The sequence below is a fragment of the Luteimonas sp. KH_071 genome (genome assembly GCF_057838005.1).
Genome location: NZ_CM174458.1, coordinates 559,810 through 585,934 on the forward strand (window position 1 = coordinate 559,810; position 26,125 = coordinate 585,934).

Annotated in this window: 26 protein-coding genes and 1 tRNA gene; 19 read left to right on the plus strand and 8 right to left on the minus strand. The window is 68.4% G+C overall.

Annotated features, from left to right (window positions below):
* Positions 1–76 precede the first annotated feature (76 nt).
* On the minus strand, positions 77–1,045 hold the full coding sequence (locus tag AC3IRM_RS02590) for a DUF3426 domain-containing protein (RefSeq protein WP_489204729.1): 969 nt from the start codon (positions 1,043–1,045) through the stop codon (positions 77–79).
* A gap of 42 nt (positions 1,046–1,087) precedes the next feature.
* Positions 1,088–2,008, minus strand: coding sequence for a 50S ribosomal protein L11 methyltransferase (gene prmA, locus AC3IRM_RS02595; protein WP_489204730.1), 921 nt, complete (start codon positions 2,006–2,008; stop codon positions 1,088–1,090).
* Between the two features lie 334 nt (positions 2,009–2,342).
* On the opposite strand from prmA, the gene AC3IRM_RS02600 reads away from it, so the two are divergent.
* Positions 2,343–3,269 carry a hypothetical protein gene (locus AC3IRM_RS02600; RefSeq protein WP_489205809.1) on the plus strand — a complete coding sequence of 309 codons (927 nt, stop codon included), beginning with the start codon at positions 2,343–2,345 and terminating at the stop codon, positions 3,267–3,269.
* Complete coding sequence (locus tag AC3IRM_RS02605) at positions 3,266–3,697, plus strand: hypothetical protein (RefSeq protein ID WP_489204731.1); 432 nt, start codon at positions 3,266–3,268, stop codon at positions 3,695–3,697. The genes AC3IRM_RS02600 and AC3IRM_RS02605 overlap by 4 nt, the downstream gene beginning before the upstream one ends.
* Positions 3,698–3,702: 5 nt before the next feature.
* Here the strand turns inward: AC3IRM_RS02605 and AC3IRM_RS02610 are convergent, their stop codons facing one another.
* Positions 3,703–4,098, minus strand: a complete 396-nt coding sequence (locus tag AC3IRM_RS02610; RefSeq protein WP_489204732.1) for a hypothetical protein — start codon at positions 4,096–4,098, stop codon at positions 3,703–3,705.
* Positions 4,099–4,285: 187 nt separating this feature from the next.
* Between AC3IRM_RS02610 and dusA the strand changes: the two genes are divergently transcribed.
* The 4 genes from dusA (at position 4,286) to AC3IRM_RS02630 (ending at position 8,083) form a co-directional block, all read left to right on the plus strand.
* A complete protein-coding gene (gene dusA, locus AC3IRM_RS02615; RefSeq protein WP_489204733.1) occupies positions 4,286–5,314 on the plus strand; it encodes a tRNA dihydrouridine(20/20a) synthase DusA in 1,029 nt (342 codons plus the stop codon).
* Positions 5,315–5,472: 158 nt separating this feature from the next.
* A complete protein-coding gene (locus tag AC3IRM_RS02620; protein WP_489204734.1) occupies positions 5,473–5,832 on the plus strand; it encodes a hypothetical protein in 360 nt (119 codons plus the stop codon).
* A 56-nt stretch (positions 5,833–5,888) separates the two neighbouring features.
* Positions 5,889–6,575, plus strand: coding sequence for a response regulator transcription factor (locus AC3IRM_RS02625; protein WP_096007476.1), 687 nt, complete (start codon positions 5,889–5,891; stop codon positions 6,573–6,575).
* A gap of 89 nt (positions 6,576–6,664) precedes the next feature.
* Entirely contained in the window at positions 6,665–8,083 is a 1,419-nt protein-coding gene (locus AC3IRM_RS02630; protein ID WP_489204735.1) for an ATP-binding protein, read from the plus strand.
* Here AC3IRM_RS02630 and AC3IRM_RS02635 read toward each other — a convergent pair.
* Positions 8,080–8,760: a M90 family metallopeptidase gene (locus tag AC3IRM_RS02635; protein WP_489205810.1), complete on the minus strand. Its 681-nt coding sequence runs from the start codon at positions 8,758–8,760 to the stop codon at positions 8,080–8,082. The two genes, AC3IRM_RS02630 and AC3IRM_RS02635, sit on opposite strands and share 4 nt — an antisense overlap.
* Positions 8,761–8,857: 97 nt before the next feature.
* On the minus strand, positions 8,858–9,133 hold the full coding sequence (locus tag AC3IRM_RS02640) for a hypothetical protein (RefSeq protein WP_489204736.1): 276 nt from the start codon (positions 9,131–9,133) through the stop codon (positions 8,858–8,860).
* Between the two features lie 131 nt (positions 9,134–9,264).
* Here AC3IRM_RS02640 and birA point away from each other — a divergent pair, with 131 nt between their 5' ends.
* The 7 genes from birA (at position 9,265) to AC3IRM_RS02675 (ending at position 13,663) form a co-directional block, all read left to right on the plus strand.
* Positions 9,265–10,284 (plus strand): bifunctional biotin--[acetyl-CoA-carboxylase] ligase/biotin operon repressor BirA, encoded by a 1,020-nt coding sequence (gene birA / locus AC3IRM_RS02645; RefSeq protein WP_489204737.1) that lies wholly within the window; start codon positions 9,265–9,267, stop codon positions 10,282–10,284.
* On the plus strand, positions 10,281–11,033 hold the full coding sequence (locus tag AC3IRM_RS02650) for a type III pantothenate kinase (protein WP_489204738.1): 753 nt from the start codon (positions 10,281–10,283) through the stop codon (positions 11,031–11,033). The genes birA and AC3IRM_RS02650 overlap by 4 nt, the downstream gene beginning before the upstream one ends.
* Before the next feature lie 9 nt (positions 11,034–11,042).
* The gene (locus tag AC3IRM_RS02655; protein WP_489204739.1) at positions 11,043–11,774 is read left to right on the plus strand and encodes an SPOR domain-containing protein; all 732 of its coding nucleotides are present in this window, start codon (positions 11,043–11,045) and stop codon (positions 11,772–11,774) included.
* A gap of 29 nt (positions 11,775–11,803) precedes the next feature.
* Positions 11,804–11,879: transfer RNA gene (locus AC3IRM_RS02660), tRNA-Thr, on the plus strand.
* 122 nt (positions 11,880–12,001) lie between these two features.
* Positions 12,002–12,925, plus strand: a complete 924-nt coding sequence (gene rocF / locus AC3IRM_RS02665) for an arginase (protein ID WP_489204740.1) — start codon at positions 12,002–12,004, stop codon at positions 12,923–12,925.
* 156 nt (positions 12,926–13,081) lie between these two features.
* Positions 13,082–13,240, plus strand: coding sequence for an entericidin A/B family lipoprotein (locus tag AC3IRM_RS02670; RefSeq protein ID WP_310152056.1), 159 nt, complete (start codon positions 13,082–13,084; stop codon positions 13,238–13,240).
* Between the two features lie 219 nt (positions 13,241–13,459).
* Entirely contained in the window at positions 13,460–13,663 is a 204-nt protein-coding gene (locus tag AC3IRM_RS02675; RefSeq protein ID WP_465076297.1) for a CsbD family protein, read from the plus strand.
* Between the two features lie 99 nt (positions 13,664–13,762).
* Here the strand turns inward: AC3IRM_RS02675 and AC3IRM_RS02680 are convergent, their stop codons facing one another.
* The gene (locus tag AC3IRM_RS02680) at positions 13,763–14,578 is read right to left on the minus strand and encodes a hypothetical protein (RefSeq protein ID WP_489204741.1); all 816 of its coding nucleotides are present in this window, start codon (positions 14,576–14,578) and stop codon (positions 13,763–13,765) included.
* Positions 14,579–14,695: 117 nt separating this feature from the next.
* Between AC3IRM_RS02680 and AC3IRM_RS02685 the strand changes: the two genes are divergently transcribed.
* From AC3IRM_RS02685 to AC3IRM_RS02695, 3 genes are all read left to right on the plus strand, one after another.
* On the plus strand, positions 14,696–16,021 hold the full coding sequence (locus AC3IRM_RS02685) for a tryptophan--tRNA ligase (RefSeq protein ID WP_489204742.1): 1,326 nt from the start codon (positions 14,696–14,698) through the stop codon (positions 16,019–16,021).
* On the plus strand, positions 16,018–16,329 hold the full coding sequence (locus tag AC3IRM_RS02690) for a hypothetical protein (RefSeq protein WP_489204743.1): 312 nt from the start codon (positions 16,018–16,020) through the stop codon (positions 16,327–16,329). The genes AC3IRM_RS02685 and AC3IRM_RS02690 overlap by 4 nt, the downstream gene beginning before the upstream one ends.
* Positions 16,330–16,407: 78 nt before the next feature.
* On the plus strand, positions 16,408–17,343 hold the full coding sequence (locus AC3IRM_RS02695) for an MBL fold metallo-hydrolase (protein WP_489204744.1): 936 nt from the start codon (positions 16,408–16,410) through the stop codon (positions 17,341–17,343).
* Between the two features lie 93 nt (positions 17,344–17,436).
* On the opposite strand, the gene AC3IRM_RS02700 is transcribed toward AC3IRM_RS02695, so the two are convergent.
* Positions 17,437–18,309: a tryptophan 2,3-dioxygenase gene (locus AC3IRM_RS02700; RefSeq protein ID WP_489204745.1), complete on the minus strand. Its 873-nt coding sequence runs from the start codon at positions 18,307–18,309 to the stop codon at positions 17,437–17,439.
* Between the two features lie 137 nt (positions 18,310–18,446).
* Here AC3IRM_RS02700 and AC3IRM_RS02705 point away from each other — a divergent pair, with 137 nt between their 5' ends.
* From AC3IRM_RS02705 to AC3IRM_RS02715, 3 genes are all read left to right on the plus strand, one after another.
* Positions 18,447–22,007: a Calx-beta domain-containing protein gene (locus tag AC3IRM_RS02705; protein ID WP_489204746.1), complete on the plus strand. Its 3,561-nt coding sequence runs from the start codon at positions 18,447–18,449 to the stop codon at positions 22,005–22,007.
* 134 nt (positions 22,008–22,141) lie between these two features.
* Positions 22,142–23,716 carry an AbgT family transporter gene (locus tag AC3IRM_RS02710; RefSeq protein ID WP_489204747.1) on the plus strand — a complete coding sequence of 525 codons (1,575 nt, stop codon included), beginning with the start codon at positions 22,142–22,144 and terminating at the stop codon, positions 23,714–23,716.
* Between the two features lie 160 nt (positions 23,717–23,876).
* Positions 23,877–25,454: a peptide MFS transporter gene (locus AC3IRM_RS02715; protein WP_489205811.1), complete on the plus strand. Its 1,578-nt coding sequence runs from the start codon at positions 23,877–23,879 to the stop codon at positions 25,452–25,454.
* Between the two features lie 85 nt (positions 25,455–25,539).
* Here the strand turns inward: AC3IRM_RS02715 and AC3IRM_RS02720 are convergent, their stop codons facing one another.
* A complete protein-coding gene (locus AC3IRM_RS02720; RefSeq protein WP_489204748.1) occupies positions 25,540–26,040 on the minus strand; it encodes a MarR family winged helix-turn-helix transcriptional regulator in 501 nt (166 codons plus the stop codon).
* Positions 26,041–26,125: the final 85 nt, after the last annotated feature.

Here is a 26,125-nt window from a genome sequence, read left to right on the forward strand (position 1 = left end):
CGATGACGACGGCACGCGCGGACGGCGGAACGGCCGGCCAGTCTAGCGCGGCCCTTGGGCACCTGCCAGCGTGCGCTCAGAGAAAATCGAAGGCGAACGACACCGCGCGCGCGTCCGGTTCCACCAGCTGCAGGCGCGCCTGCGCGGTGTCGCCAGCGGCCAGCGCCGGCGGGTGCATCGCAACGTCCAGATACTCCTGCGACGTGAACACGCGGGTGCCCACCGCGCGCCCGTCGATGTCGGACAGCGTCAGTTGCAACCGGGGCCAGGCCTGCGCCCAGCGTGCATCGTTGCGGAACGTCGCGGTGGCGACCAGCTGGCCGGGATGCGCGCGGTCTGGGCGCACGTCGCGTGCCAGCACGGTGAGCGCGGTCGGTTCACGCCACGGCGGCAGACTGCAGCCCAGCACGCCGCACAGGCGCGCGAGCGTCGGCCGCCAACCGGGATCGCGCGCGAGACGTGCGCGGTCGGCCAGCAGCACCTGCAGGCCGAGCAGCAGCGTCAGCGCGACGACGGCCCCGGACAACAGGCGATGCTGGCGACGCGTGGGCGCATCCGGCGCGCCCGAGACGCCGCGGCGCGCGAAGCTCGGCGAGGTGCGTACGGCGATGGATTTCGATGCAGGCGTGGCCGCTGCAACACGCGTCTCTGCGGCGGCGGACGCGGTGTCGTGTGCGCCCGTGATCATGTCCACGTCGGCGTCGTCGGTGACGACGGGATCGACCGTGTCGGCAGGGGCGACCGGCGCGCCACGCTCGTCCTGCTTGGACACACGCGGTGTGGACACCTCGGTCCGAAACGCGTCAGGCTCGTCCGACGCGTTCATCGCGGGCGGAACAGGCGCGAGGACGACAGGTGCGACTGGCGGTTCGTGCGGCGGCGCTGGATCGACGAGCGGCGTCGGTGTCTTCAGCAGCGACGCGACCGACAGCTGCGGCACGGCACTGCGCAACACGCCACGGCAACGCGGGCAGCGTTCCGGCGGCTGATCGGTCGCGGGGTCGGTGGCAACCAGCGAACCGCAGTGCTTGCAGTTGATGAACATGCGGCTATTGAATCACGCCGCCGCGCTGTCGGATGCGGCCCGTCAGGCCGGCTTGCGGACGCCGTCGATGCGCACCCAGTCGCCTTCGCGGGTGACCGCCAGTTGTTCGAACCAGGGTCGGTAGCGACGCAGGAGCTCTTCTTCCTGGCCGTCGAGAATGCCCGACAGCGCAATGCGACCCCCCAGCGCGACGCGCTCGGCCAGCGTCTCGGCGAGTGCGTCGAGCGCGGTGGCGAGGATATTGGCGACGACGACCGGATACGTGCCCTGCGGCGCTTCGGCCGGCAGGAACACATCGAGCGCGGCGCCGACCTCGTTGCGGTCGGCGTTGTCGCGCGAGGCGATCAGGGCCTGCGGATCGTTGTCGATACCGACCGCACGCGCGGCGCCGAGCTTGAGCGCGGCGAGCGCGAGAATGCCACTGCCACAGCCGTAATCGAGCACTTCGGCATCGGCGAGCACGCCATCGGCCGAGAGCGCGTCCAGCCACTGCAGGCACAGCGACGTGGTCGGATGCGTGCCGGAACCGAAGGCCAGGCCCGGGTCCAGCCGGATCACGACGGCATCGTCGCCGGCGGCCTCGGGCAGCTCCGCATTCCACGGCACAATCCAGGTGCGCGCACCGAACTGCAGCGGCGCGTACTGGTCCATCCACGCGCGTTCCCAGTCCTGGTCCTCGACCTTGCGGAAGCTCGCGCGGCTCCAGTCGAGGCCCGCGTCGAACGCCTCCAGCGCGGACAACACCAGCAGCGCATCGGTATCGTCCTCGAACAACGCAGTCAGCACGATCGCGTGCCACAGCGGCGTTTCACCGACGCCCGGTTCCAGAATCGCCTGTTCGTCTGTGGTGTCGGCATCGGCATCGATCATCGTCACCGCCAACGCACCGATGTCTTCGAGGGCGTGGGCGTAGCGCGGCTGCTCGGCTTCGGTGCAGCGCAGGCTCAGTTCGAGGAAAGGCATCGGGTGGTCCGGGTGGCGCAGGGGGCCGGGCATCTTGGTGCCCCGGTGGGGGCGCGTAAAGAGGCAAACGCGGCAGCGCCTCCGGGCCGGCCTGCGTGTGTCCGGGTGGGATGTGCGCGCCGTCGCGGTCAGGACGGGAATGGGCGCACGTGCCGCACGGCAAGACTGTGGACCCGGCGGCGGTCGGCTAGAATCGCGTTCCGAACTGCGTCGTCGCCTCTGCGACGCCGTCGACCGGCTCGCCGACAGGTGGCCGGCTGCCGCAGGATCCGACGTGACCGTCCGAGTGTTCGCCACCATCGCGCTGCTGGGAATCCTCGTCGCCACCCTGGTGATGTGGCGTCCCGTCGTGCCCGGCGCGGGCGAGGTGGATGTCGACGTCGATGCCGACGCAGCCTGGATCAACGATGCCGAGCGTCCCGTGTTCATCGGTGCTTCCACGGCGGCCTCCGCGCCGACGGTGGCGGATATGGACCCGATCGCCGCGTGGTCGGGGTCGACGGTGCGTCCGCTGCGACGCGCGTTCGAGCGCGCCGAGGATCTGTTCGCGTTCCGCCAGCAGTTGCAGCCGCTGGCCGAGTCCGGCGACGCCGATGCCCACTGGGTGCTCAGTCGCGTCGACGAATACTGCGCCGGCTTCGCGCGTGATCCGGCCGGTTTCGAGCGCGACAGCGTGCTGATATCGGACCTGCCACTCGATGCGGCGCGCGCGCTGGGCGCGGCCCGCGACCGCATCGGCACACGCTGCGGCCGCTTCGTGCCGCGCGATGCGCCGACATTCGTGCAGCTGGTCGAACGGCGACAGGATGCGGCCGAGGCCGGCAGCCTCGCCGCCGAGGCCGCGCTGCTGGCGATGGGTACGCCGTTGCAGGACGACGTGGATTATCGCCGCGGGCTGGTGGAGCGCGTGCAGGCATCGCGCGATCCGGAAGCGTTCTTTGCGCTGTCGCCGGCGATGGGCGTCGCGGCCAGCGGCGACGTGGCGCTGGCCGCAACGGTCGCCGGGACCCAGGCCAGCGAACTGGCCTGGCAGCTCGCCGCCTGCGATCTCGGTCTGGACTGCAGCGCCAGTGGTGCGCTGATGACCGAGTACTGCGCCAACGGCGGCATCTGCGCGCGCGATGCGCGGCAGGACTTTTCCTCGTTCGTGCGCGATGCGGCGGTGCCGCGTCAGGGTGCGGAAGAGATCGATCGGATGAAGAAGACCCTGGTCGAGGGCGCCCCCGCGTCCCGACACCTGCTCGGAATGGTGACACCATGAAACGCATGCTCCCCCGCAAGCTCCGCTTCTGGCTCTGGGCCGCCCTGTTCGTCGGGTACTCGGTCGCGGTCGCTGGCGTCGTCGTCGACGCCGTCGGCGAGAACTACCGGCGCCTGACCCAGGTCGCGCAGACCACGACGACTGCGCCGCTCGAACAGCGTCAGCTGGGCGCCGCGCAGATCGCCGCGCTGTACCGCGCGCAGAGTCCCACCCCGTTCCTGGCGCTGCCCCCGGGCAACACCTTCCGTGTGGTGTGGCCGGACGGATCCACCGAACTGGTGCGGATCGTCAGCCAGTCGAGCGCGCATGGCGCGGTGCCGGTGGACGGCAGCCAGATCGAGGCCGCCCCCGTGCTGGATGGTGCGCAGGCGGAGCTGCAGGTAGTGCCGGTTTCGGTGGCGCCCCGCCGGACAGCGGTCGCGGAGTAAGCCGCTCAGCCCACGCGGCGTCGCACGGCACGTGCATGGCGTCGTCGTTCGACGACGCCCGCCCAGAACATTGCCGAGTGGAACTGCGCGACGCAGAGCGCGAGCAGCGTCCAGGCGACGTCGAGATTGAGATACACCCCCGCCGCGCGATTCACGGCTGTCCACTCCGACCGCCGCATCGCCAGGCTGCCTTCGCCGAACACGCGGTGCAGGACCTGACCGGTCGACAGCGACTGCCAGTCACCGAAGCGCAGCAGGCCGGACGCGCCCATGCCGATACAGGCCACGATCCCAAGCGCCCAGGCGATCGCCAGCCACATCGGCGCGCTGTGCAGCATGCGTGCGCGAGGTGACAACTGGATCGCACCGAAGGACCACGCCAGCAGGAGCAGCGCGGACATCTGGAGAAACACCATCGACGGCTTCCTGCGCGCAGCTAAAAGGCGCCACAGGATGACGGGCCCACGCCGGCTGCGGGATGAAGCCGCGTGACGGGGTGTATCCTGACGCCCCGTCGCGGCGGGCGCCCGAGCGTCATCGGCCGCTGCGCGATCCGCCTTCCACGCGCCCCTCAGCCCCGCAGACACGATGACCGGTTCCAAGCTCCCGTCCTACGACGCGCATGCCGATGTCTACGCGGCATCGCTGCGTCTGTCCGTCGCGCCAATGATGGACTGGACCGATGTGCAGTGCCGCGAATTCCACCGGCTGCTGGCACCGGGCGCGCGGCTGTACACGGAAATGGTGCATGCGAAGGCGGTGATCCACGGCGACCGCACGCGGCTGCTGGCGAAGACGCCGCTGCAGTCGCCGCTCGCGTTGCAACTGGGGGGCAGCGAGCCGGACGCACTCGCGCAGGCCGCGCGCATCGCGGCCGATCACGGCTTCGACGAGATCAACCTCAACTGCGGCTGCCCGTCGGATCGCGTGCAGGCCGGGCGTTTCGGCGCCTGTCTGATGCGCGAACCGGCGCTGGTCGCCGACTGCGTCGCGGCGATGGTGGCCGCCAGCGACGTCCCGGTGACGGTGAAGTGCCGGCTGGGTGTGGACGACGACGACGATTACGACACCTTCGCGCGCTTCATCGACGGCGCGGTGGCTGCAGGCGCATCGATGATCGTCGTGCATGCCCGTAATGCATGGCTCAGCGGACTGTCGCCGAAAGAGAACCGCGACATCCCGCCGCTGCGCTACGACTGGGCGCACCGGCTCAAGCGCGAGCGGCCCACGCTGCCGGTCGTACTCAACGGCGGCATCGCCACGCGCGCGCTCGCGCTCGAACACCTGTCGCACGTCGATGGCGTGATGCTGGGGCGCGCGGCGTATCACGATCCCTACCTGCTGCATGCGCTGGACGCCGCGCTGTCCGGCGCCACGCTGCGGCCGCGCGCCGAATTGCTGCGCGCCTTGCGACCCTATGTGGAAGCGCGGATGGCCGAGGGTGTGGCCCTCAAGCACATCGTCCGGCATCTGCTCGGCCTCTTCCATGGCCAGCCCGGCGGCCGGTTGTACCGGCAGGTGCTCAGCGAAGGATCGCACCTGCCCGGTGCCGACTGGTCACTGTTCGAGCAGGCGCTCGCCGCGACGGAAGCGTCCGCTGCCCGGTACGCGGCATAGCGGGTGTGACGGGCCGATCGTGCGGAAAGCCCGGCGTCATGCGGTTTGGGCTGAACGGATACAGCCTTGTCAACGAAAAGTTAAGGACGGATTCACCGCTTTCCGTCGACCATCGGGCGTCTGAAAGATCGCCCGCCCCATCAGGAGTGACTGTGTCCGTGCCGTCGTACCGTCATCCGTTGTGCGCCCTGACCGCGGTGCTGCTGTGCGCGGCCGCGACGGCCGTGGCCGCGCAGGATCCGCCCCCGCAGGGGGCCGCAACACGCGGCCCCGACATGCGTGCGTCGGCGCCGCGGCCGGAGAGTGGTCGCCGGCGTGCGCAGGACTCGATGACTGAATCCGTGCGGCGGATCGAGCGCAATACCCGCGGCCGGGTGCTCAGCATCGAGCAGATGCATTCCGACGGTCGCGACCTCAACCGCGTCAAGGTGATGGACGACAGCGGCCGCGTGCGTATCTACGTCGACGATCCCGGACAGCGCGCCCCGACGTCCCGTGCACGCGGCGACGACGATTGATCCTGCATCCTCGCCCCCATTCACGGCCGGGCCGGCCGTCAGACCGGAGTTGACCCATGCGAATCCTGCTCGTCGAAGACGAAGCCCCCCTGCGTGAGACCCTCGCCGCGCGCCTGAAGCGCGAAGGCTTCGCCGTCGATGCCGCACAGGATGGCGAGGAAGGGCTGTACATGGGGCGCGAGGTGCCGTTCGATGTCGGCATCATCGACCTCGGCCTGCCGAAAATGTCGGGCATGGAGCTGATCAAGGCCCTGCGCGAGGAAGGCAAGCAGTTCCCGGTGTTGATCCTCACTGCGCGTTCGAGCTGGCAGGACAAGGTCGACGGCCTCAAGCAGGGCGCCGACGACTATCTCGTCAAGCCGTTCCACGTCGAGGAGCTGCTGGCGCGCATCAATGCGCTGGTGCGTCGTGCCGCGGGCTGGAGCAAGCCGACGCTCGAATGCGGCACGGTCACGCTGGATCTGGCCGCACAGACCGTGAGCGTCGAGGGCAAGAACGTCGACCTGACGAGCTACGAGTACAAGGTGCTCGAGTATCTGATGATGCATGCCGGCGAGCTGGTCTCGAAGGCCGACCTGACCGAACACATCTACCAGCAGGACTTCGACCGCGACTCCAACGTGCTGGAGGTCTTCATTGGCCGTCTGCGCAAGAAGCTCGATCCCGAAGGCACGCTCAAGCCGATCGAAACCGTGCGCGGTCGGGGTTACCGGTTCGCGATTCCCCGCAACGGCGAGGGATGAGTTGGCGACGCCGGTCGCGGATTTCCGCGCTGGCGCCGCGCCTGTCCGTCCTGCCGTCGTGCTTGCGGCTTGCGTGTTCGATCTGACCGATGGCTGATACACGACTCACTGCGCGGCTGCGTCCGCGGTCCCTGCGGGCGCGCCAGTTGCTGGCCGCCAGTATTGGCCTGCTCGCATTCCTGGCGTTGGCTGGTTACGCGCTCGACCGCGCCTTCATCGACGTCGCCAGCGAGGGTCAGCGCGACCGTTTGCGCAATTACGTGTATGCCTACGCCGGGGACATCGAGTTTCTGCGCAGCGGCGATATCTATCCCTCCGAATCGCAGCCCGACGACCGCTTCCTGCGGCCTGGCAGTGGCCTGTATGCGGAGGTGGTGCTGCCATCCGGGGATTCATGGAGATCTCCTTCGGCCTCGGGACCGCAGTTGCCGGAAGCGACAATGCTGTCGGCGCGCGAGGAGAAGTTCGACGGTCCGCTGCCGATGGTGCGCAGCGACGGTACGCCCGGCGAGGCCTATCGCTACGGTCTCGGATTGGTCTGGTCGCCGGACGGCCGTAGCGACACGGAGTTCGCCTACACCATCTATGTGATGGAAGACGCCGGCATCGTGCCGCGCCAGGTCCGCATCTTCCGGGCCGCGCTGTGGGTCAACCTCGGCGTGGCGGGCGTGATTCTGCTGCTTCTCCAGGGTCTGATCGTGCGCTGGAGCCTGTGGCCGCTGCGCCGCGTCGAGCACGAGCTCGTCCGCGTGCAGCGCGGCCTGTCCGATCGCATGGGCATGCAGCATCCGCATGAGCTGCAGCCGTTGACGGAGAGCATCAACGCCCTCATCGACAGCGAGCGCGAGCATCTGACGCGCCAGCGCAACACGATGTCCGACCTCGCGCACAGCCTGAAGACGCCGCTCGCGGTGTTGCGCTCGCGCCTCGATGCGGGCAGCGACGACGCCGAGTTGCGCGAGGAAGTGGAGACCCAGCTGCAGCGCATGAACGACCTGGTGACCTACCAGCTCGCACGCGCGGCCTCGAGCGGGCATCAGCTGTTCTCGGCCCCGATCGAGATCGAACCCAGCGCCGAGCAGATCGTGCGCGGCCTGGAGAAGATCTACGCGGCCAAGGGCGCGGTCTGCGAGTTCGAAATCGACCCGAGCGCGCGCTTCCACGGCGAGCAGGGCGACCTGCAGGAACTGCTCGGCAACCTGCTCGAGAACGCGTTCAAGTGGGCGAAGTCGCGCGTGCTCTTGACCGTCCGTCCCGGTGAGACCGCGCCGAACCGGCGCCCGGGTCTGGTGCTGGTGGTCGAGGACGATGGTCCAGGCATTCCCGCCGATCGTGTGGCGTCGATCCTGCAGCGCGGTGTACGCGGCGACGAGCGCGTGCAGGGGCACGGCATCGGCCTGTCGATCGTGCAGGACATCGTGCACAGCTATCGCGGCGAGCTGCATGTGGGCCGCTCCGAGGAACTCGGCGGCGCCTGCTTCTCGGTGCGCCTGCCGCCGGGGTTCTAGGGTTTCGCGTCGAATGGCGAGGGGCCGTAGAACCGCGCCAGATGCGCGGCGACATCCGGCAGGACTTCCCGCAGCAGCGCGGGCGCACTGAAGTGGTATTCGCTGCAGACGGCGAAGAATTCTTCCGGCGCTTCGGCGGCATAGGGATCGATCGGCATCTCCTCTCCGGCATCCACGCGCTCGACGAAGGCATCGAAGCTGCGCTGGAAATCCGAGGCCCACGCGCGCTGCCAGTCCCGCGGCAGCGGCGGCGTGCCGTCGAGCAGACCGTCGAGCGCATCGATCTTGTGCGCCATCTCGTGCACCGCGACGCAGAAGCCGGCATCGGGCTCGGCGATATCGGACGCGACATCCGCCCACGACAGCACCATCGGGCCACTCTCCCAGGACTCGCCGATCAGTTCGTCATCCCACTCGTGCATCACGCCCGCGGCATCGACGTGGCTGCGGTTCACCCGGAACGCTTCGGGATAGACGATCAATTGCGACCAGCCGTGCAGGCCTTCCTCGCCGAACTCGATCAACGGCAGGCAGCACAACGTGGCCAGCGCGAGGCGGTCCCCGGTGTCCAGCGCCAGGCCGCCGACCGGCGTGATCGCTTTACGGTGCAGGAACTGTGCGGCCAGTGCGCGCAGCGTCGACTGTGCGGCGGGATCGCATGCGCGCACCCATGGCAGACGATCGACGGCAGCCGACCAGTCGGTGTCGGGAATCGGTGGCGGCGCGCCCGCGAACAGGCTGCGGATCAACGAACGCACGTGCCTGGACAGGCCGTCAGCGGAACATGCCCGGCAGGAAACTGTGCCAGCGCGGCCCACGCGCCGGACTTTCCGTCTCGCCGCCACCGCTGACGGACGGGCGGACCTTGGACGCGCTGCCTGCTGCGGGCGCACGGCGCACGTTGGCGGTGTCCAGCGACGGCTCACTCTGCGGGGCATTGGCCGTCGGCGGGCACGGCGTGTCGGCAGCCGGGTCCGTGATGGCATCACGCGCAACGACCGGCAGGCTCGCGCCCAGCAACAGCATGCAGACCATCAGACGTGCGGACATCGGTTCACCCTGGAAGGAAGCAGGACGCGCAGCCCACTGATCATAGCGCAGGTTCCGCCGGAGCAACGCCGTGCCGCGGGGCAGGGCGACACCCGGCGCCACGCTCGCCGATAATCGGTGGAATGCCTCCCATGCCACCACCCGCGCTTCCGACCGAGCAGCCGTCCGAACGCGCACTGCTGCAGCGCCTGATCGAGGGGCCGGTATCGGGTCTTGCGCTGGCCCGGGAATCGGGCCACACCCGGGCAGCGGTCTGGAAGCGGATCTCCTTGCTGCGCGAGGCGGGCGTGCCGATCGTCGCGCGTCCCGGCGCCGGCTACGCCCTGGCACAGCCACTGACGCTACTCGACGCCGACGCGATCCTCGGCGCGCTGCGACCCGCTGACCGCGCGCGCCTGGCGTCGCTGGAGGTGGCCTGGAGCATCGATTCGACCAATGCCGAACTGCTGCGTCGGCCGACGCCCGGCATGAAGGCGAACGTGCTGTTGGCCGAACGCCAGACCGGCGGCCGCGGGCGCCGCGGGCGCCGCTGGGAATCGCCATTGGCCGCGCATCTGTATCTGTCGTTCCAGCGGGGCTTCGAAGGCGGGCTCGCGCGGCTCGGCGGGTTGAGCCTGGTCGCGGGCGTCGCCGCGGTCGAGGCGTTGCGGGCGCTCGGAATCGAGGCCGTGTGCCTGAAGTGGCCGAACGATCTGGTCGTCGTCGACACGGACGGCCTGCGCAAGCTCGGCGGCATCCTGGTCGAGGGCGGCGGCGAGCATGGCGGCCCGGTCCGTGCGGTACTGGGCATCGGTGTCAATGTGCGCATGCCCGAGGCGCACGCCGTCATGATCGACCAGCCGTGGACGGATCTCGCCACCTGCTGTGCGGATGCGCCGCCTGCGCGCGATGCGCTGGCGACGGCGCTGGTGCAGGCGTGGGTGCAGGCCCTGGACGTGTTCGACCGCGACGGCCTCGCGCCGTTCCGCGCGCGCTATGCCGCCATCGATGCGCTCCAGGGCGCGCCTGTGGCGATCCGTACCGGCAACGAGACGCTGCACGGCATCGCCGAAGGGATCGAGGACGACGGCGCGCTGCGTGTTCGCGTGGACGGCGCGCTGCGCGCCTTCCATGCGGGCGAGGTCAGCGTTCGCAGGGAGGGACATGCATGAGCACCTGGCTGTTCGATCTGGGCAACACCCGGCTGAAGTTCGCGCCGCTCGCTGACGACGGCCAAGTCGGCGCGGTGCAGGGGACCGCGCATGTCGAGGGCGGGTTCGATCCCGACTGGCTCGAGGGACTGCCGGCACACATCGACGTCGCGATCGTCGCCAGCGTCGCGTCGCCCGCGCTGCGGATGATCCTGCTCGATGCGCTGGCCGCCCGCGGCGCGCAGGTGCAGCTGGCGCACACGCTGCCAGCGCTCGATGGCCTCACGATCGCCTATGCCGATCCGTCGCGTCTCGGCGTCGATCGCTTCCTCGCGCTGCTCTCCGCGCATGCCGAAGGCGTGCCGGTGCTGGTGGTCGGAGTGGGCACTGCACTAACCATCGATCTGGTCGATGGCGCCGGACGCCATCTCGGCGGACGCATCGCACCATCGCCGACGTTGATGCGCGAGGCATTGCACCGGCGGGTGGCCCAGCTCGCACCCAGTGGCGGTGCGTATGTCGAATTCGCCGACGACACCGACGACGCCTTGGCGTCGGGCTGTGAAGGTGCCGCGCTGGGACTGGTGGAGCGCAGTCTGCTGGAGGCGACCGCGCAGCTGGGCGCGCGGCCCCGCCTGCTGCTGCACGGCGGCGGCGGCGAGGCGCTGCGTGGCCGGCTGCCCGACGCACGGTGGCGCGCCGATCTGGTGCTGCACGGACTCGCGCGCTGGCACCGCGCGAATGCCGGCGTCGTGTCTCCGGAAGGTTAGGATCGCCCCATGCTGCTGCGCGCGACCGTCGTCCTGCTGGTGATCCTCAACTTCGGTGTTGCGGCGTGGTGGACCTTGCGTGGTGAACCGGGCGACGCCGCCGCGCTGGCCGACGCCGGGCCATCGACGTTGCAACTGGTCGGTGAGCCGGCAGTGCCTGGCGCCGACGTGTCCGCGTCCGTCGAGTCCGGATCAATCGAGTCCGGTCCGATGGAGGTCCCTGCCGGGACAGACGAGGACGCGACTGTGGATACCTCGCCGCGCGCTGCCGATCCCGCGCAATGCGTCGCCCTGGGGCCGTTCGCCGATGCGGGGGCCCGCGATGCGGCGTTGGCACAACTCTCGCCGGTGGCCGTGCAGGTCGCCGCGCGCGATGTCGGCGAAACGCCGCGCGGCTGGCGCGTCTGGATGGCGCCGCTGGCCGACCGCGCCGCGGCCGATGCGATGGTGGTGCGGCTGCTCGCGGCCGGCTTCAACGACTACTACGTCATCGCCGATGGCGCCGAGGCCCACGGTATCGCCCTGGGCCGGTTCGGCAGCGAGCCCGCGGCCCAGGCCCGTGCGGGGGCGCTGCGCGATGCCGGCTTCGACGCCGATGCTGCGCCGCTTGGCAGCACGCTCACGCGCCACTGGATCGACGCGACGCTGGCCGAAGGCGACACCGGTGAGGCCCTGCGCGCACGCATCGGCGCCGCACGTGTCGAGACGCGCGAATGCAACGCGCAGCAGGTTGCAGGTTAGAATTCCGCAGCGGCCCCGCCGCATGCCATGCCGGCATAGCTCAGTTGGTAGAGCAACCGCCTTGTAAGCGGTAGGTCCCCAGTTCGAATCCGGGTGCCGGCACCAGTTCCGACGTCGTTTTCGCGTGCGCCCGCGCCTGCCTGGCGCCTCCCCATGGCCACCCGGCGTCGATGCCATTCCCCGCCACCGCCCGTGCGCGATGGCCGCGCATTCGCTCAGGAGAGGTCATGCTGCAGACGTATTCCCCCGTTTCGATCTTCGGCGTGCCCACCGACGTCGGTGCCGGTCGCCGCGGCGCCTCGATGGGTCCCGAGGGCCTGCGTGTCGCCGGCCTGGTCGAGGCGTTGATCGCGCGGGGCGTCGATGTCGACGACCTGGGGGATCTCAAGGGTCCGAAGAATCCCTGGACCGGACCTCGCGAGGGCTATCGGCATCTCGACGAGGTGGTCGCCTGGAACCGCGCGGTGCTGGAAGCGTCCAGCGCGGAACTCGCGCGCGGGCGTATGCCGATCATGCTCGGTGGTGACCACTGCCTGGCGATCGGCTCGATCGCTGCGGTCGCCAACCACTGCCGCACGACCGGCCGCAAGCTGCGCGTGCTGTGGCTGGACGCGCACACCGACTTCAATACCTCGCAGATCACGCCCTCGGGCAACGTGCACGGCATGCCCGTGGCCTGCCTGTGCGGGATCGGCCCGGATGCGTTGACCGGGCTCGGTGGCGTGTCGCCGTCGATGCAGGTCGCGCAGTTCCGCCAGATCGGCATCCGCTCGGTCGATCCCGACGAGAAGCGCCTGGTCAAGGAACACGGGCTCGATATCTACGACATGCGCTACATCGACGAGGTGGGCATGCGCCGGGTGGTCGAGGAGGCGCTGGATGGGCTCGACGACGAGACCCATCTGCATGTGAGCTTCGACGTCGACGTACTCGACCCCACCATCGCGCCCGGCACGGGGACGCCGGTGCCGGGCGGCATCAACTATCGCGAGGCGCAGCTGGTGATGGAGATGATCGCCGACAGTGGACGACTGGGCTCGCTGGACATCGTCGAGGTCAACACCGCGCTCGACCAGGGCAACACGACGGCGGAACTCGCCGTGGACCTCGTGGAAAGCCTGTTCGGCAAATCCACGCTGATGCGCGACTGAACTCGCGGCCTTCACGCTGTGCGCGCATCATTGAACGCGCGATGCGGACGTCCGGAGAGGTGCACGCGGCTTTCACGGCGCAGGTTCCTATAGTCGCCTCCATGGTTGCGGAAGTCCGCAGCTGTTCGCAACGAAACCGGAATCCTGGAGAATCCCATGAAGCGTTTGACCGCACTGATGCTGCTCGCCATGTTCACCGTTGGCACCCTGTCCGCCTGCAACACCATGAAGGGCGCGGGCCAGGACGTGCAGAAGGTTGGCGAGAAGGTGGAAGAGAGCGCCAACAACACCGGCGGCACCACCACGCGTCCCTGATCCACGCAGTCCATCGCACGAAGAAGGCCGGCATTGCCGGCCTTTTTTTATGCGTGGGGTCCGCGCCTGGTGGAGCGCTCACTCAGCGAGGTGACGACCCGGCTTACGAATTCTCGACCCTGGTTTGATGGCCGCGATGCGAAGGTGGCTTCGCGGTGACGGAACACGCATGCGCCAATGCGTCCGCGCCGCATCCACCCGAAGACAGGAACAATCGCCATGAACAAAGACATCATTGCCGGCAAGTGGACCCAGGTGAAGGGCAAGGCGCAGGCCAAGTGGGGCGACCTGACCGACGACGTGTTCGATGTCGCGGCCGGCGACAGCAAGTATCTCGCGGGCAAGCTGCAGGAAAAGTACGGCTGGGAGCGCGATCGCGCCGAGCAGGAAGTCAAAGACTTCGAGAAGACGCTCGACGGTTGAGGCGTACCCCGGGCGTTGCGGCGCACGGGGCCGAGAAACGAGAACGGACCGGGCTGCCCCGGTCCGTTTGCATGTACGGCGTCGAAAAATCCGCGTGGATCAGGGGTTGGGTACGAAGCCGCCGGGAAACGCTTCGGGGCGAGGCGCTAATGCCCAAGCGCGATGCCGCGGCAGCACGCCACGAGCCACCAGCGCATCGACGCTGTCGTAGCGCAGCGTGGTCACCTGCACCGGATTGCGCGTGGCCCGCTCGAACGCAGTCGACGACACCGGCGACCATTCGCGTGCGCCATGGCCTGTGCCGATGCTCTGGCGCTCGGCGCGCATGTCTGAGGCGCTTGATTCGGCCGCAGCCGCCGAGCGTCCGTGCGCACCGGGCGCAGGCGGCGATGGCGATGCCGGATAGGGCGACCGGGAGACCGCGACGGGCGGCGGCGGTGCGCGCTCGCCGAACACGGCGACGCCGATCATGCCGACATTGTCCGGACGACCGGTACGCGCCGCATAACTGTCGCCGAGCGCAGCGAACTCAAAGCGTGCGACATCCGCGTGCGACTTGCGCCAGCCGGTGATCTCGGTCGTCTGCCAGGGCGCGAGCACGTAGCCGGTCTGCGATGGCGCAGCGGTTTCGCCGCTGATCGCATTGATGCCGTCGACCGACAGCACGACCAGGACGCGCGCGCCGGTCGTATTGGTCAGGCGGATCGCGTACGGCGCGCCGGGGGTCCCGGCGATCCAGGTGTCGCCACGATGCGACACGGGCTGGGCAGTGATGCCGGTGTCGCGGTCGACCACCTCGATGCGGACACGTTCGTGCGCCTTCCAGGCGCGGGCCGCATGGGCGGCGGGCATCGCCAGCAGGCTGCTCAGCAGCAACCAGGCGGCGGCGGATCGGACGGAACGGGATGCGTGCATGGCGGTCTCTCGCGGGTGGTGGGATGACGAACGGCCCCGCGTCGCCAGTGGGGTTAAGGCCGGCCGCACGTCGGCCAGCGGTTAGACTGGCGCCCTGTTTTCCGCAGCCTGTCGCCCATGTCCCAGCGTCCCCAGCGCGTCCTCACCGGCATCACCACGTCCGGCACGCCGCACCTCGGCAACTACGTCGGCGCCGTGCGTCCGGCGATCACCGCCAGCCGCGCGCCGAACACCGAGAGCTTTTATTTCCTCGCCGACCTGCACAGCCTGATCAAGGCCCAGGACCCGGCCCGCACCCAGCGCTCGACGCTGGAGATCGCGGCCACGTGGCTCGCGGCCGGACTGGATCCGTCGAAGGTGTGGTTCTACCGCCAGAGCGATGTGCCGGAGACGACCGAACTGATGTGGCTGCTGACCTGCGTCGCAGGCAAGGGCATCCTCAACCGCGCGCATGCGTACAAGGCGGCGGTCGACAAAAACCGCGCCGACGGCGAGGACGACGATGCCGCGGTGACGGCCGGTCTCTTCATGTACCCGGTGCTGATGGCCGCCGACATCCTGATCTTCAATGCCGACCGGGTGCCGGTGGGTCGCGACCAGATCCAGCACATCGAGATGGCGCGCGATTTCGCCCAGCGCTTCAACCATGTCTACGGCCGTGACTGGTTCACGCTGCCGGAGGCTGCGATCGACGACAACGTGGCGACGTTGCCCGGCCTCGACGGCCGCAAGATGAGCAAGAGCTACGACAACACCATTCCGTTGTTCGTACCGCAGGCGCAGCTGAAGAAACTGGTGTTCTCGATCCTCACCGATTCGAAGATGCCCGGCGAAGCGAAGTCGACCGACGGATCGGCACTGTTCCAGCTCTACCAGGCGTTCGCGACGCCGGACGAGACCGCGGGTTTCGCGACCGCATTCGCCGACGGCATCGGCTGGGGCGACGCCAAGCAGCAGCTGTTCGACGTCGTCGAGCGCGAGATCGCGCCGATGCGCGCACGCTACGAGGATCTGATCGCGAAGCCGGGCGACATCGAGGACATCCTGCGCGATGGCGGCCAGCGTCTGCGCGAGCGCTATGCGATTCCACTGCTGCGCGAACTGCGCGACGCGGTGGGCCTGCGCGATCTGGGCAAGGTGGCGGTCGCGACCGGAGACACGGCGGACGTCGCGCCCGCCGCGCGGCCGCTGGCGGTGTTCAAGCAGTACCGCGAACCGGACGGCAGGTTCTATTTCAAGCTCGTCGATGGCGAACGCGTGCTGCTGCAGAGCCATGCATTCGATGCACCGCGCGATGCGGGCCAGACCATCGCGCGCCTGCGCAATGGCGAACTTGCGCTCGCCGATGCGCCGGCGTCGCCGGGTGAGGGCATTGAAGCCGCCACGGTGCAGGCGGCGCTCGACGCGCTCGCTGCCGCGGATGCCGAGAAGGCCGCCTCGTGAACCCGGCCGTCGCCCAGAATCTGGCGCTGCTGCTGTTCCTGCCGTGGTTCCTGATCCTCGGCGTGCTGTTCTGGGCCTATCCGCGCCAGCCGCGCGGCACGCGGCGCATCGTCTTCGATCTCGTCAGCCTCGCGGCGTCGGCGATCGCGTTCCTGCTGTCGATCCACTGGGCGCACGCGGTGGCCGATCGCGGTCACGGTTCGATGTGGGCGCAGATCCTGGCGACCGCGGTCGGTTACGGGGTGTTTCTCGCGGTGCTGGGCAGCGCATTCGCGCTGCGCACGCGCGTGCTGCGACGTCGTCTCTGAGCGGTTTCGACCCAGGTCGTATCGGGCGTCTACATCGCGCGCCCTAGACTGTCGGTTCTGTCCAACGGGAGACGCGCGATGCAGGATCATGCGATCACGATCATCGACACCGGCTACGTCCGCCCCGGCCTGTGCGCGGCCTATCTCGTCGAATCCGGCGGCCGCGCGGCCCTGATCGACTGCGGGACCGCGACCTGCGCGCAGACCGTGCTCGATGCGATCGACGCGGCCGGCGTCGCGCGCGACGCGATCGACTGGCTGATGGTCACCCACGTGCATCTGGACCACGCCGGTGCGGCGGGTCCGCTGATCCGCGCGTTGCCGAACGCGACGCTCGTCGTGCATCCGCGCGGCGCGCCGCACATGATCGATCCCACGAAACTGATCGCAGGTGCAAAGGCCGTCTACGGCGAGGCGATGTTCGAGCGCGACCACGCGGGCATGCTGCCGGTCGCCGAGGAGCGCGTGGTCATCGCCGAGGACGGGCATGTCGTCGAACTCGCCGGACGCCCGCTGCTGTGCATCGACACGCCCGGCCACGCGCTGCATCACTACAGCGTCTGGGACGCCACGACGCGCAGCTGGTTCGCGGGCGACACGTTCGGACTGTCGTATCGCGAACTCGACACCGCGCACGGCGCGTTCGCGTTGCCGACGACCTCGCCGGTGCAGTTCGATCCCGACCAGATGCATGCCTCGATCAACAGGCTGCTCGCGAAGTCGCCGGTCTCGATCCGCATCGCGCATTACGGCGAGGTCACCGAGTGCACGCGGCTCGCCGCCGATCTGCACGCGCAGATCGACGCGATGGTCGAGATCGCCCGCGATGCGCACGGGCATGCCGACCGCCATGACCGCATCGTCGACGGCCTGACGCGGCTCTATTCCGATCGAGCGCTCGCGCACGGCATCGACGATGCGGAGGCGCGCGTGCAGGCGATCCTAGGCGACGACATTGTCATCAACGCGCAGGGCCTCGGCGTCTGGCTGGACCGGCAGGCGCGCGCCGGCTGAGTCCGCCCCGTCGCACGGAGTGACGCCCGCTCGGCGCCTGGTTCACGCAGAAGATCATGCCTGCGTCCGCACACCGACGCGTGGCGTGCGCCCTCAGGCGTCGCTGCCGCGCCCGGGCCCGACGTGCGTGCGCACCTCGAACAGTTCGGGGAAGAAGGTCAGCTCCAGCGCCTGCTTCAGGAATCCGACGCCGCTCGATCCACCGGTGCCGCGCTTGAAGCCGATGATGCGCATCACCGTGCGCATGTGGCGGAAGCGCCAGAGCTGGAACTGGGTTTCCAGATCCACCAGGTCCTCGCACAGCGCGTATTCCCGCCAGTAGCGGTCGGTGTCCTCGTAGATCGATTCGAACACCGGCACCAGGGTGCCATCGAAGGTATGCGGCTGGCGCCAGTCGCGCTGCAGGTGCCGCGGATCGACCGGATGGCCCCAGCGGGCGAGATAGCACAGGAACTCGTCATAGAGGCCGGGCGCCTCGAGCACGCCCTGCAATGCCGCCTGGCCATCGGGGTCATGCGCGAACACATCCAGCATCGCCGCGTTCTTGTTGCCGAGCAGGAACTCGACCGTGCGGTACTGCAGCGACTGGAAACCGGACGAGGGGCCAAGTACGTCGCGGAATTCCATGTATTCGGCCGGCGTCATCGTCTCCAGCACCGACCACTGCTCGGTCAGCTGCCGCAACACCTGCTTGCAGCGCGCCAGCACCTTTCGGCAGCGCCAGACCTCGTCGCGCCGCAGGTGGCTGATCGCAGCCGACAGCTCGTGGATCATCAGCTTGAGCCACAGCTCCGAGACCTGGTGCTGCACGACGAACAGCATCTCGTCGTGGTGCGGCGGCTGCGACAGTGGCTGCTGCGCGGCCAGCAGCAGGTCTAGGCGCAGGTAGCCGCCGTAGGTGATGCGGCCGGAGAGGTCGCGATGGATGCCGTCTTCGAGAGGGCGCTGGTTGCGTTCGATCGTCATCGGCGCAGATTACCGCAGCGCCGGACGGGCTGACGCGTTGTGACCGGAAGTGCCGATCTGCGTCATGCAATCGACATTGATCAGGGGCACAATCGGGCCCGAGGCGCTGTCGCCGGGAACTCCATGGGGATTCACGCATGACTCGAAACACCCGCCGGCTGCTGTCGGCCTTGTTGCTGTGTGGCGCCGTGGGCGCCGCGCAGGCAGATGTCGTTGTCAGCCAGGCCTATGGCGGCGGCGGCAATAGCGGCGCGCCCTACAACGCGGACTTCATCGAGCTGCTCAACACCGGCGATCTGCCGGTCTCGCTCGGTGGCAAGTCGGTGCAGTACGCCAGCGCCAGCGGCACCGGCAATTTCGGCTCGGGCGCGGGCCAGATCGTGGTCCTGCCGGATGTGGAGATTCCGGCCGGTGGCTACTTCCTCGTCGGCCTGGCCGGCGGCGCGACCGGCGGTCCGCTGCCGACGCCCGATGCCAGCGGCACGATCAACATGTCCGGCACGGCCGGCAAGGTCGTGCTGGCCGATACCACCACCAGCCTGGGCTGCAACGGCGGCAGCACCGCCTGCACGCCGACGCAGCAGGCGCTGATCCTCGATCTGGTCGGGTTCGGCAGCGCGAACTTCTTCGAAGGCGGCGCGCCTGCACCGGCGCCGAGCAACAGCACGTCGATCCTGCGCGCCGGTGACGGCTGCACGGACACCAATGACAACGCCGCCGACTTCGCGACCGGCGCACCGGCGCCGCGCAACGCCGCCAGCATTCCGAACATCTGCAGCGGCGGCAGCACGCTCTATCTGAGCATCACCGACGCCAGCGGCGCCGAGGGTGACAGCGGCGCCACACCGTTCTTCGTGACCGTGTCGCTGAACCAGCCGGCCGGCCCCGAGGGCGTCAGCTTCACCTACACGACCGCCGATGGCACCGCGACCGTCGCCGGCAGCGACTACATCGCGCGCTCCGGCACGATCAGCTTCGCCGAGGGCGAGCGCGAACTGACCCTCAGCGTGGATGTCGTCGGCGATGAGGCCGTCGAGCCCGACGAGATCTTCTACATCAACCTCAGCGAGGTGTCGGGCGCGGAAGTGGCGAAGGCCCAGGCCATCGTCACGATCCTCAACGACGACGTGACCACGCTGCCGATCCACGCGATCCAGGGCAGCGGCGAACGCTCGCCGGTCGACGGCCAGCCGGTCGCGACCACGGGCATCGTCACCGGCCGCAAGAACAACGGCTTTTTCATCCAGACGCCGGATGGCGAGGACGATGGCAATCCGGCGACATCGGAAGGCCTGTTCGTGTTCACCAGCAGCCCGCCTTCGGCCGATGTTGTGGTCGGCAACAACGTGCTGGTGCAGGGCACGGTGACCGAGTACGTGCCGGCCGCCGATCCACTGCAGCTGCCGCTGACCCAGATCACCAACGCCTCGGTGGTCAAGCTGTCGGAGGGCAACCCGCTGCCGGCCGCGATCGCGCTGACCAACGACATGCCCAATGCCACCGGCGGCCTCGGCCAGCTGGAACATCTGGAAGGCATGCGCGTCACCGCGCCCAGCTTCACGGTGGTCGCGCCGACCACGGGCAACACCAACGAAGCGCAGGCGACCGGCAGCAGCAATGGCCGCTTCGCCGTCGTCGTCACCGGCACGGCGCGTCCGTTCCGCGAGCCGGGCATCCAGATTCCGGATCCCGATCCGCTGGGCAGCAGCGCGCCGAACATCCCGCGCTGGGATTACAACCCCGAACTGATCGCGGTCAACAGCGCCACGATCGGTGCACCGACTGCGGATCTCGCGGCCGGTTGCCGCATCACCGACGGGTCGTTGACCGGCCCGCTCGACTACACCTTCCGTCGCTACACGATCTATCCGGAAGGCGCGCTCACCAGTGACTGCACGGGCGCCGGCGAACCGCGTCCATCGATGCTGCCGGGTCCCGACCATGTGACCTTCGCGACCTACAACCTGCAGCGCTTCTTCGACACGGTGAACGATGCCAACAGCGGTCCGACACTGACTGCCGAGGCGCTCGAACGTCGTCTGTCGAAGGCGTCGATCGGCATCCGTGCATATCTGCATACCCCGGACGTCGTCGGTGTCACCGAGGTCGAGAACCTGTCGGTGCTGCAGACGCTCGCCAACCGCATCAACGCCGATGCGATCGCCGCTGCCCAGCCGGATCCGGGCTATGTCGCGTATCTGGAAGAAGGCTTCGACGTGGGCGGCATCGATGTCGGCTTCCTGGTCAAGACCGCGTCGGTCGGCAGCGTCGCCCGCATCGCGGTGGGCGCGGTCGAGCAGGTCGGCACCGAGGAAGTGCTGACCAATCCGAACGGTTCGACCAGCGTGCTCAACGACCGTCCGCCGCTGGTGCTCGACGCAGTGGCGCACTTCGCCGACGGCCGCCGCTATCCGTTCACCGCGATCGTCGTGCACCAGCGTTCGCTGAGCGGCATCGAAGCCGATGCCGCCGGCAGCAACGGCTGGGCCACCGGCGGCCAGCGCGTGCGCGACAAGCGTCAGAAGCAGGCCGAGTACCTGGCGACGTTGATCGACGGCATGCAGCAGGAGGATCCGACGCGCCACGTCGTGGTGCTGGGTGACTTCAACGCCTTCGAGTTCAACGACGGCTACGTTGACGCGATGGGCACGGTCACTGGACTGCCGTCGCCCGATGGCGAAACCGCGGTCGACAACGATGGCGCGGTACTGATTGCGCCGTCGCTGCTCAACATGACCCTGGAAGCGTCCGAGGAGGAGCGCTACTCGTTCGTGTTCGACTACCAGGCGCAGTCGCTCGACCATGTGCTGGTGAACCAGGCGCTGGTCGATTCGCCGATGGTCGTCGGGCTCGACGTCAGCCACGCGCGCATCAATGCCGACTTCCCCGAAGTCGCGCGCAACGATGCGGCCACGCCGACGCGTCTGTCCGATCACGATCCGACGGTTCTGCTGGTGCGTCTGCAGCCGGCGACCGTCGCTGATCTGGGCATCACGGTGGAAGCGGCGAATGCGGAAGTGTTAGCGGGCGACACGCTGGCGTTTACCGCAACGCTGGTCAACGCCGGTCCGGATGCCGCGCATTTCCCGGGTTTCGGTGCGGTGCTCGACGCCGAGCTCGATGACCTGCTGGTCACGCCGCCGGCCGACTGGAGCTGCGATACGCCGGCCGTGGCCGACGGCAGGACCACACTGTCGTGCAGCAGCGAGACGCTGGCGAATGACGGCGAGGCAGTGTTCGCCTTGTCGGCACTCGCGCCCGAGTCGCTGATCGACGAGACCGTGACGCTGACCGTCGCCGCGAGTTCGCAGACGCAGGATCCGAACGCGGCCAACGACAGTGCCGTCGCAGCGGTGTCCATCGTCGAGGATCCGGCGACGGCCGCACAGCCGCTGGTCAACGGCGTGCAGGTTGGCGGCATCGAAGGAGCGGCGGGCGAATCGCGTCTGTTCCGCATCGACGTGCCGGCCGGTGCGCGCAACCTGCGCATCCTCACGGCCGGCGGCACCGGTGACGTCTCGCTGTATGCGAGTCACGACGTGCTGCCGACGGCCGATGCCTGGCAGCTGCGTTCGCAGCGTCCGGGCAACAACGAAACGGTGACGCTCGCGGCGCCGCAGGCGGGCACGTGGTATGTGCGCGTCGTCGGCGAACGCGCCTTCGGCCGTCTGACGGTGCGGGCCAGCTACACGCCCTGATCGTCGACACGGATCGACGGAAAACCCCGGCCACGTGCCGGGGTTTTTCGTTGGAAGGGGGCCGGCCGGCGCGGCGACACGCGAAGCGGGGCTGCTAGGATGCCGGGTCGAATGCCAGCAGGGGAGACCGTCGAATGCGCCAGCCCAGTCCCGAGATCGCCGCGCCGCGCGGTGTCGTCGCCCGTTTCCTCGATGCCGTCGAACGGGTCGGCAACAAGCTGCCAGATCCGGCGGTGCTGTTCCTCGGCCTGATGCTGGTGGTCTGGGTGGTGTCGGCGCTGCTGGCCAACGTCAGCTTCGCCGAGATCGATCCGCGCAGCGGCGATCCGATCCAGATCCGCAACCTGCTGGCAGGCACCAGCTTCACGACCTTCATGGCCGACATGGTCCGGACCTTCGTGACCTTCGCGCCGCTGGGCGTGGTGCTGGTGGCGATGCTGGGCCTGGGCGTCGCCGAGCACACCGGTTTCATCAACGCCGCGCTGCGCGCAGTGCTGTCGGTGACGCCGAAGATGCTGCTCACCCCGATGCTGATCGCGGTGGGCATTTTCAGCCATGTCGCGGTGGATGCCGGCTACGTGCTGGTGATCCCGCTGGGCGCGGTGATCTTCTACGCGGCCGGGCGCCATCCGCTAGCGGGTATCGCCGCGGCGTTCGCCGGCGTGTCGGGCGGCTTCTCGGCGACCTTCATTCCGTCGAGCCTCGACCCGCTGCTCGCCGGCCTGACCCAGGAAGCGGCGAACCTCATCGACCCGTCGGTGATCGTCAATCCGCTCAACAACTACTACTTCACCACCGCGTCGACGGTGCTGATCGTGCTGGTCGGCTGGTTCCTGACCGACCGCGTCATCGAACCGCGCCTGCGCGGCACGCCGGTCGACGGCGACGCCCAGGACATGCCGACGATGGAGGCGCTGACCGCGCCCGAGCGTCGCGGCCTGTGGCTGGCGGTGCTGGCGATGCTGGTGGTGGCCGTTGCCGTTGCAGTCACGGCAATGGCCGCCGGTTCGGCCTGGCGCGCGCCTGCGGATGCGGCGACGGGCGCGGGCGAACTGCTGGTGGCCAATGCGCCGCTGATGCAGTCGATCGTGCCGCTGATCTTCATCCTGTTCGTCGTGCCGGGCATCGTCTACGGCTACGCGTCCGGCGGGGTCAAGAGCCACCGCGACATCATCGCCGGCATGAGCAAGGCGATGAGCGGCATGGGTTACTACATCGTCATGGCGTTCTTCGCCGCGCAGTTCATCTATGCCTTCGGCCAGAGCAACCTCGGCGCACTGCTGGCGATCAAGGGGGCGAACGGCCTGCAGGCGCTGGGCCTGCCGACCGGCGTGACGCTGGTCGGCATCGTGTTCCTGTCGGGCTTCGTCAACCTGCTGGTGGGTTCGGCGTCGGCCAAGTGGGCGCTGATCGGCGCGATCATGGTGCCGATGCTGATGCAGCTGGGCATCTCGCCGGATCTGACCCAGGCCGCGTACCGCGTGGGAGATTCGAGCACCAACATCATCACCCCGCTGTTGCCGTACTTCCCGCTGATCGTGGTGTTCTGCCAGCGCTACGTGAAGTCCAGCGGCATCGGCACGCTGCTGGCGCTGATGCTGCCGTTCTCGATCACGCTGCTGATCGTCTGGTCCGGATTCCTGCTGTCGTTCTGGGCGCTGGGCATTCCGCTCGGTGTCGGCGCGAGCTACGTCTACCCCGCGGGCTGAATACGCGGATGACATCGGCGGGCCGATGCGTTGCGACACGCGTCGGCCTGCAGGGGTGGCAATGGTCACTTTCCATGTGGTCCGGGCGCCGCTAAGTTAGCGCGTCGCCCGGGCCAGGCCCGGGGCACTCGATCAACGTCAGGAGTCGCCCTACGTGTCAATGAATCCGTACGCCGCCGAGGAACAGAAAACCATCCTCGGCCATCCGCGCGGCCTGTTCGTGCTGTTCTTCGCCGAAATGTGGGAGCGGTTCTCCTACTACGGCATGCGCGCGCTGCTGATCTTCTATCTCGTGCAGCACTGGATGTACTCGGATTCCGAGGCGTCGGTGATCTACGGCGCGTACACCGCGCTCGTCTACATCGCACCGGTGGTCGGCGGCTATCTGGCCGACCGCTACCTGGGACAACGCAAGGCCGTAGTCTTCGGCGCGGTGTTGCTCACCTTCGGTCATTTCCTGATGGCATTCGAAGGCGACGGCGGCCAGTCCGCGGCCGAGATCAACATCTTCTGGCTGGCGCTGGCCTTCATCATCGTGGGTTCGGGCTTCCTGAAGGCCAACATCTCGGTGATGGTCGGCCAGCTGTATCCGCGGACCGACATCCGCCGTGACCCCGCGTACACAATCTTCTACATGGGCATCAATCTCGGCGCGGCGCTGGGTGCATTGATTGCCGGTTACCTCGGCCAGACCCACGGCTGGGCCTACGGCTTCGGTGCTGCGGGCGTCGGCATGCTGCTGGGCCTGATCGTGTTCGTGCTCGGCAAGCCGCTGCTGATGGGTCGTGGCGAATCGAAGGTGCCGGAGCGTCTGGCGGCGCCGGTCATGGGCATCCGCTTCGAGTGGCTGCTCTATGTCTCCGGCGTACTCGCCGTCGGCGTGGTCTGGTTTCTGATCCAGTACCAGAAGCTCGTCGGTGGCCTGCTGATGGGCACCGGTGCGCTGCTGATGGGCTTTGTGCTGTACACGGCCGTGTTCAAGCTCGAGCGTGAGGCGCGCAACCGGATTTTCGCCGCGCTGATCCTGATTGTCGGCTCGATCCTGTTCTGGGCACTGTTCGAACAGGCAGGCGCGTCGCTGAATCTGTTCACCGACCGCTCGGTGGATCGTCAGATCTTCGGTTGGGAAGTGCCAGCATCGATGTTCCAGTCGTTGAACTCGATCTACATCATCCTGCTTGCACCGATATTCGCGATGGCCTGGCTGTGGCTGGGGCGCCGCGGCTGGGAGCCGTCGACGCCGATGAAGTTCGCGCTCGCCGTGATCCAGGTGGGCTTGGGCTTTCTGGTCCTGGTCTGGGGTGCCAACAGCGTGGGTCCGGGCGAAATGACGCCGGTGCTCTTCATCTTCCTGATCTATCTGATCCACACGACGGGTGAGCTGTGCCTGTCGCCGGTCGGCCTGTCGGCGATGAACCGTCTGGCGCCCGCGCACATGGCCAGCCTGATCATGGGCACCTGGTTCTTCGCATCGGCGACCGGCAACTTCGCTGCAGGTCTGATTTCGGCCGCTACTGGCGGCGAAGGCGCTGGTCCGGGACGCGTGCTCGAGGTCTATTCGAACGTGGGTTGGCTGGCGGTCGGTGTCGGCATCCTGATGATGCTGGTGTCGCCTCTGATCCGCCGCCTGATGCATCTCGACACGCTGAAGGACGACGAGCCCTCGCTCGCCGGCCAGGACGTGATCGGCGAACCGATTGCTGCCGGGACCCGGCTTGACGAGGAACGCCGTCCATAACCGGACGGATCTTCCGACACGAAAACAGCGCCCTCGGGCGCTGTTTTTTTTTATGGAGTCGCTGACGCAAACGTGCCGCGCAGCGTCAATCCTTCAGCGGCGCCTCGAGCTTGGCCATCATCGCGGCGAAGGTCGCGCGCTCGGCTTCGTCCAGCGGCGCCAGCACGTTGCGCTGGTATTCGAGCGCCAGCGGCACGATGACATCGTAGACCGCGTGGCCGGCTTCGCTGAGTTCGAGCACCGATCGGCGACGGTCACTGTCGTGCATCTCGCGTTCGATCAGCGCGCGTTCGAGCAGGCGCGCGACTGCGCGACTCACTGCCACCTTGTCCATCGCCGTGCGCTCGGCTACGCCATTCGCCGACAGGCCCGGATAGCGTCCCAGCACTGCGATCACCCGCCACTCGGTCACGCTGATCCCGAACCGCTCGCTGTAGATGTCGGCCAGGCCGCGGCTGATGCGGTTGGTCAGCACGCTCAGCCGGTACGGCAGAAACTGCTCGAGATCGAGGCGCCGGTGACCGTGGCCTGCGTGGGCGTCGTCGGGATCATTCGGAGCAGCAGGGGGAGCCGCGGCGTGGGTCATGGTGCGATGCGCCTTGCAATTAGGTTGCATTCGTAACTATAAAGGACGATCTGAAACCGCCCGTTCCCGGCCGGCCCCATCGCCA

Excerpts from the sequence above, each read along its gene's own strand:
- AC3IRM_RS02590 (WP_489204729.1), bottom strand. The coding sequence starts at position 1,045 with ATGTTCATCAACTGCAAGCACTGCGGTTCGCTGGTTGCCACCGACCCC.
- rocF (WP_489204740.1), top strand. The coding sequence starts at position 12,002 with ATGCTGCAGACGTATTCCCCCGTTTCGATCTTCGGCGTGCCCACCGAC.
- dusA (WP_489204733.1), top strand. The coding sequence starts at position 4,286 with ATGACCGGTTCCAAGCTCCCGTCCTACGACGCGCATGCCGATGTCTAC.
- AC3IRM_RS02675 (WP_465076297.1), top strand. The coding sequence starts at position 13,460 with ATGAACAAAGACATCATTGCCGGCAAGTGGACCCAGGTGAAGGGCAAG.
- AC3IRM_RS02670 (WP_310152056.1), top strand. The coding sequence starts at position 13,082 with ATGAAGCGTTTGACCGCACTGATGCTGCTCGCCATGTTCACCGTTGGC.
- birA (WP_489204737.1), top strand. The coding sequence starts at position 9,265 with ATGCCACCACCCGCGCTTCCGACCGAGCAGCCGTCCGAACGCGCACTG.
- AC3IRM_RS02650 (WP_489204738.1), top strand. The coding sequence starts at position 10,281 with ATGAGCACCTGGCTGTTCGATCTGGGCAACACCCGGCTGAAGTTCGCG.
- AC3IRM_RS02630 (WP_489204735.1), top strand. The coding sequence starts at position 6,665 with ATGGCTGATACACGACTCACTGCGCGGCTGCGTCCGCGGTCCCTGCGG.
- AC3IRM_RS02705 (WP_489204746.1), top strand. The coding sequence starts at position 18,447 with ATGACTCGAAACACCCGCCGGCTGCTGTCGGCCTTGTTGCTGTGTGGC.
- AC3IRM_RS02680 (WP_489204741.1), bottom strand. The coding sequence starts at position 14,578 with ATGCACGCATCCCGTTCCGTCCGATCCGCCGCCGCCTGGTTGCTGCTG.
- prmA (WP_489204730.1), bottom strand. The coding sequence starts at position 2,008 with ATGCCTTTCCTCGAACTGAGCCTGCGCTGCACCGAAGCCGAGCAGCCG.
- AC3IRM_RS02600 (WP_489205809.1), top strand. The coding sequence starts at position 2,343 with ATGTGGCGTCCCGTCGTGCCCGGCGCGGGCGAGGTGGATGTCGACGTC.
- AC3IRM_RS02710 (WP_489204747.1), top strand. The coding sequence starts at position 22,142 with ATGCGCCAGCCCAGTCCCGAGATCGCCGCGCCGCGCGGTGTCGTCGCC.
- AC3IRM_RS02655 (WP_489204739.1), top strand. The coding sequence starts at position 11,043 with ATGCTGCTGCGCGCGACCGTCGTCCTGCTGGTGATCCTCAACTTCGGT.
- AC3IRM_RS02695 (WP_489204744.1), top strand. The coding sequence starts at position 16,408 with ATGCAGGATCATGCGATCACGATCATCGACACCGGCTACGTCCGCCCC.
- AC3IRM_RS02610 (WP_489204732.1), bottom strand. The coding sequence starts at position 4,098 with ATGTCCGCGCTGCTCCTGCTGGCGTGGTCCTTCGGTGCGATCCAGTTG.
- AC3IRM_RS02720 (WP_489204748.1), bottom strand. The coding sequence starts at position 26,040 with ATGACCCACGCCGCGGCTCCCCCTGCTGCTCCGAATGATCCCGACGAC.
- AC3IRM_RS02605 (WP_489204731.1), top strand. The coding sequence starts at position 3,266 with ATGAAACGCATGCTCCCCCGCAAGCTCCGCTTCTGGCTCTGGGCCGCC.
- AC3IRM_RS02625 (WP_096007476.1), top strand. The coding sequence starts at position 5,889 with ATGCGAATCCTGCTCGTCGAAGACGAAGCCCCCCTGCGTGAGACCCTC.
- AC3IRM_RS02685 (WP_489204742.1), top strand. The coding sequence starts at position 14,696 with ATGTCCCAGCGTCCCCAGCGCGTCCTCACCGGCATCACCACGTCCGGC.
- AC3IRM_RS02715 (WP_489205811.1), top strand. The coding sequence starts at position 23,877 with ATGAATCCGTACGCCGCCGAGGAACAGAAAACCATCCTCGGCCATCCG.
- AC3IRM_RS02700 (WP_489204745.1), bottom strand. The coding sequence starts at position 18,309 with ATGACGATCGAACGCAACCAGCGCCCTCTCGAAGACGGCATCCATCGC.
- AC3IRM_RS02640 (WP_489204736.1), bottom strand. The coding sequence starts at position 9,133 with ATGTCCGCACGTCTGATGGTCTGCATGCTGTTGCTGGGCGCGAGCCTG.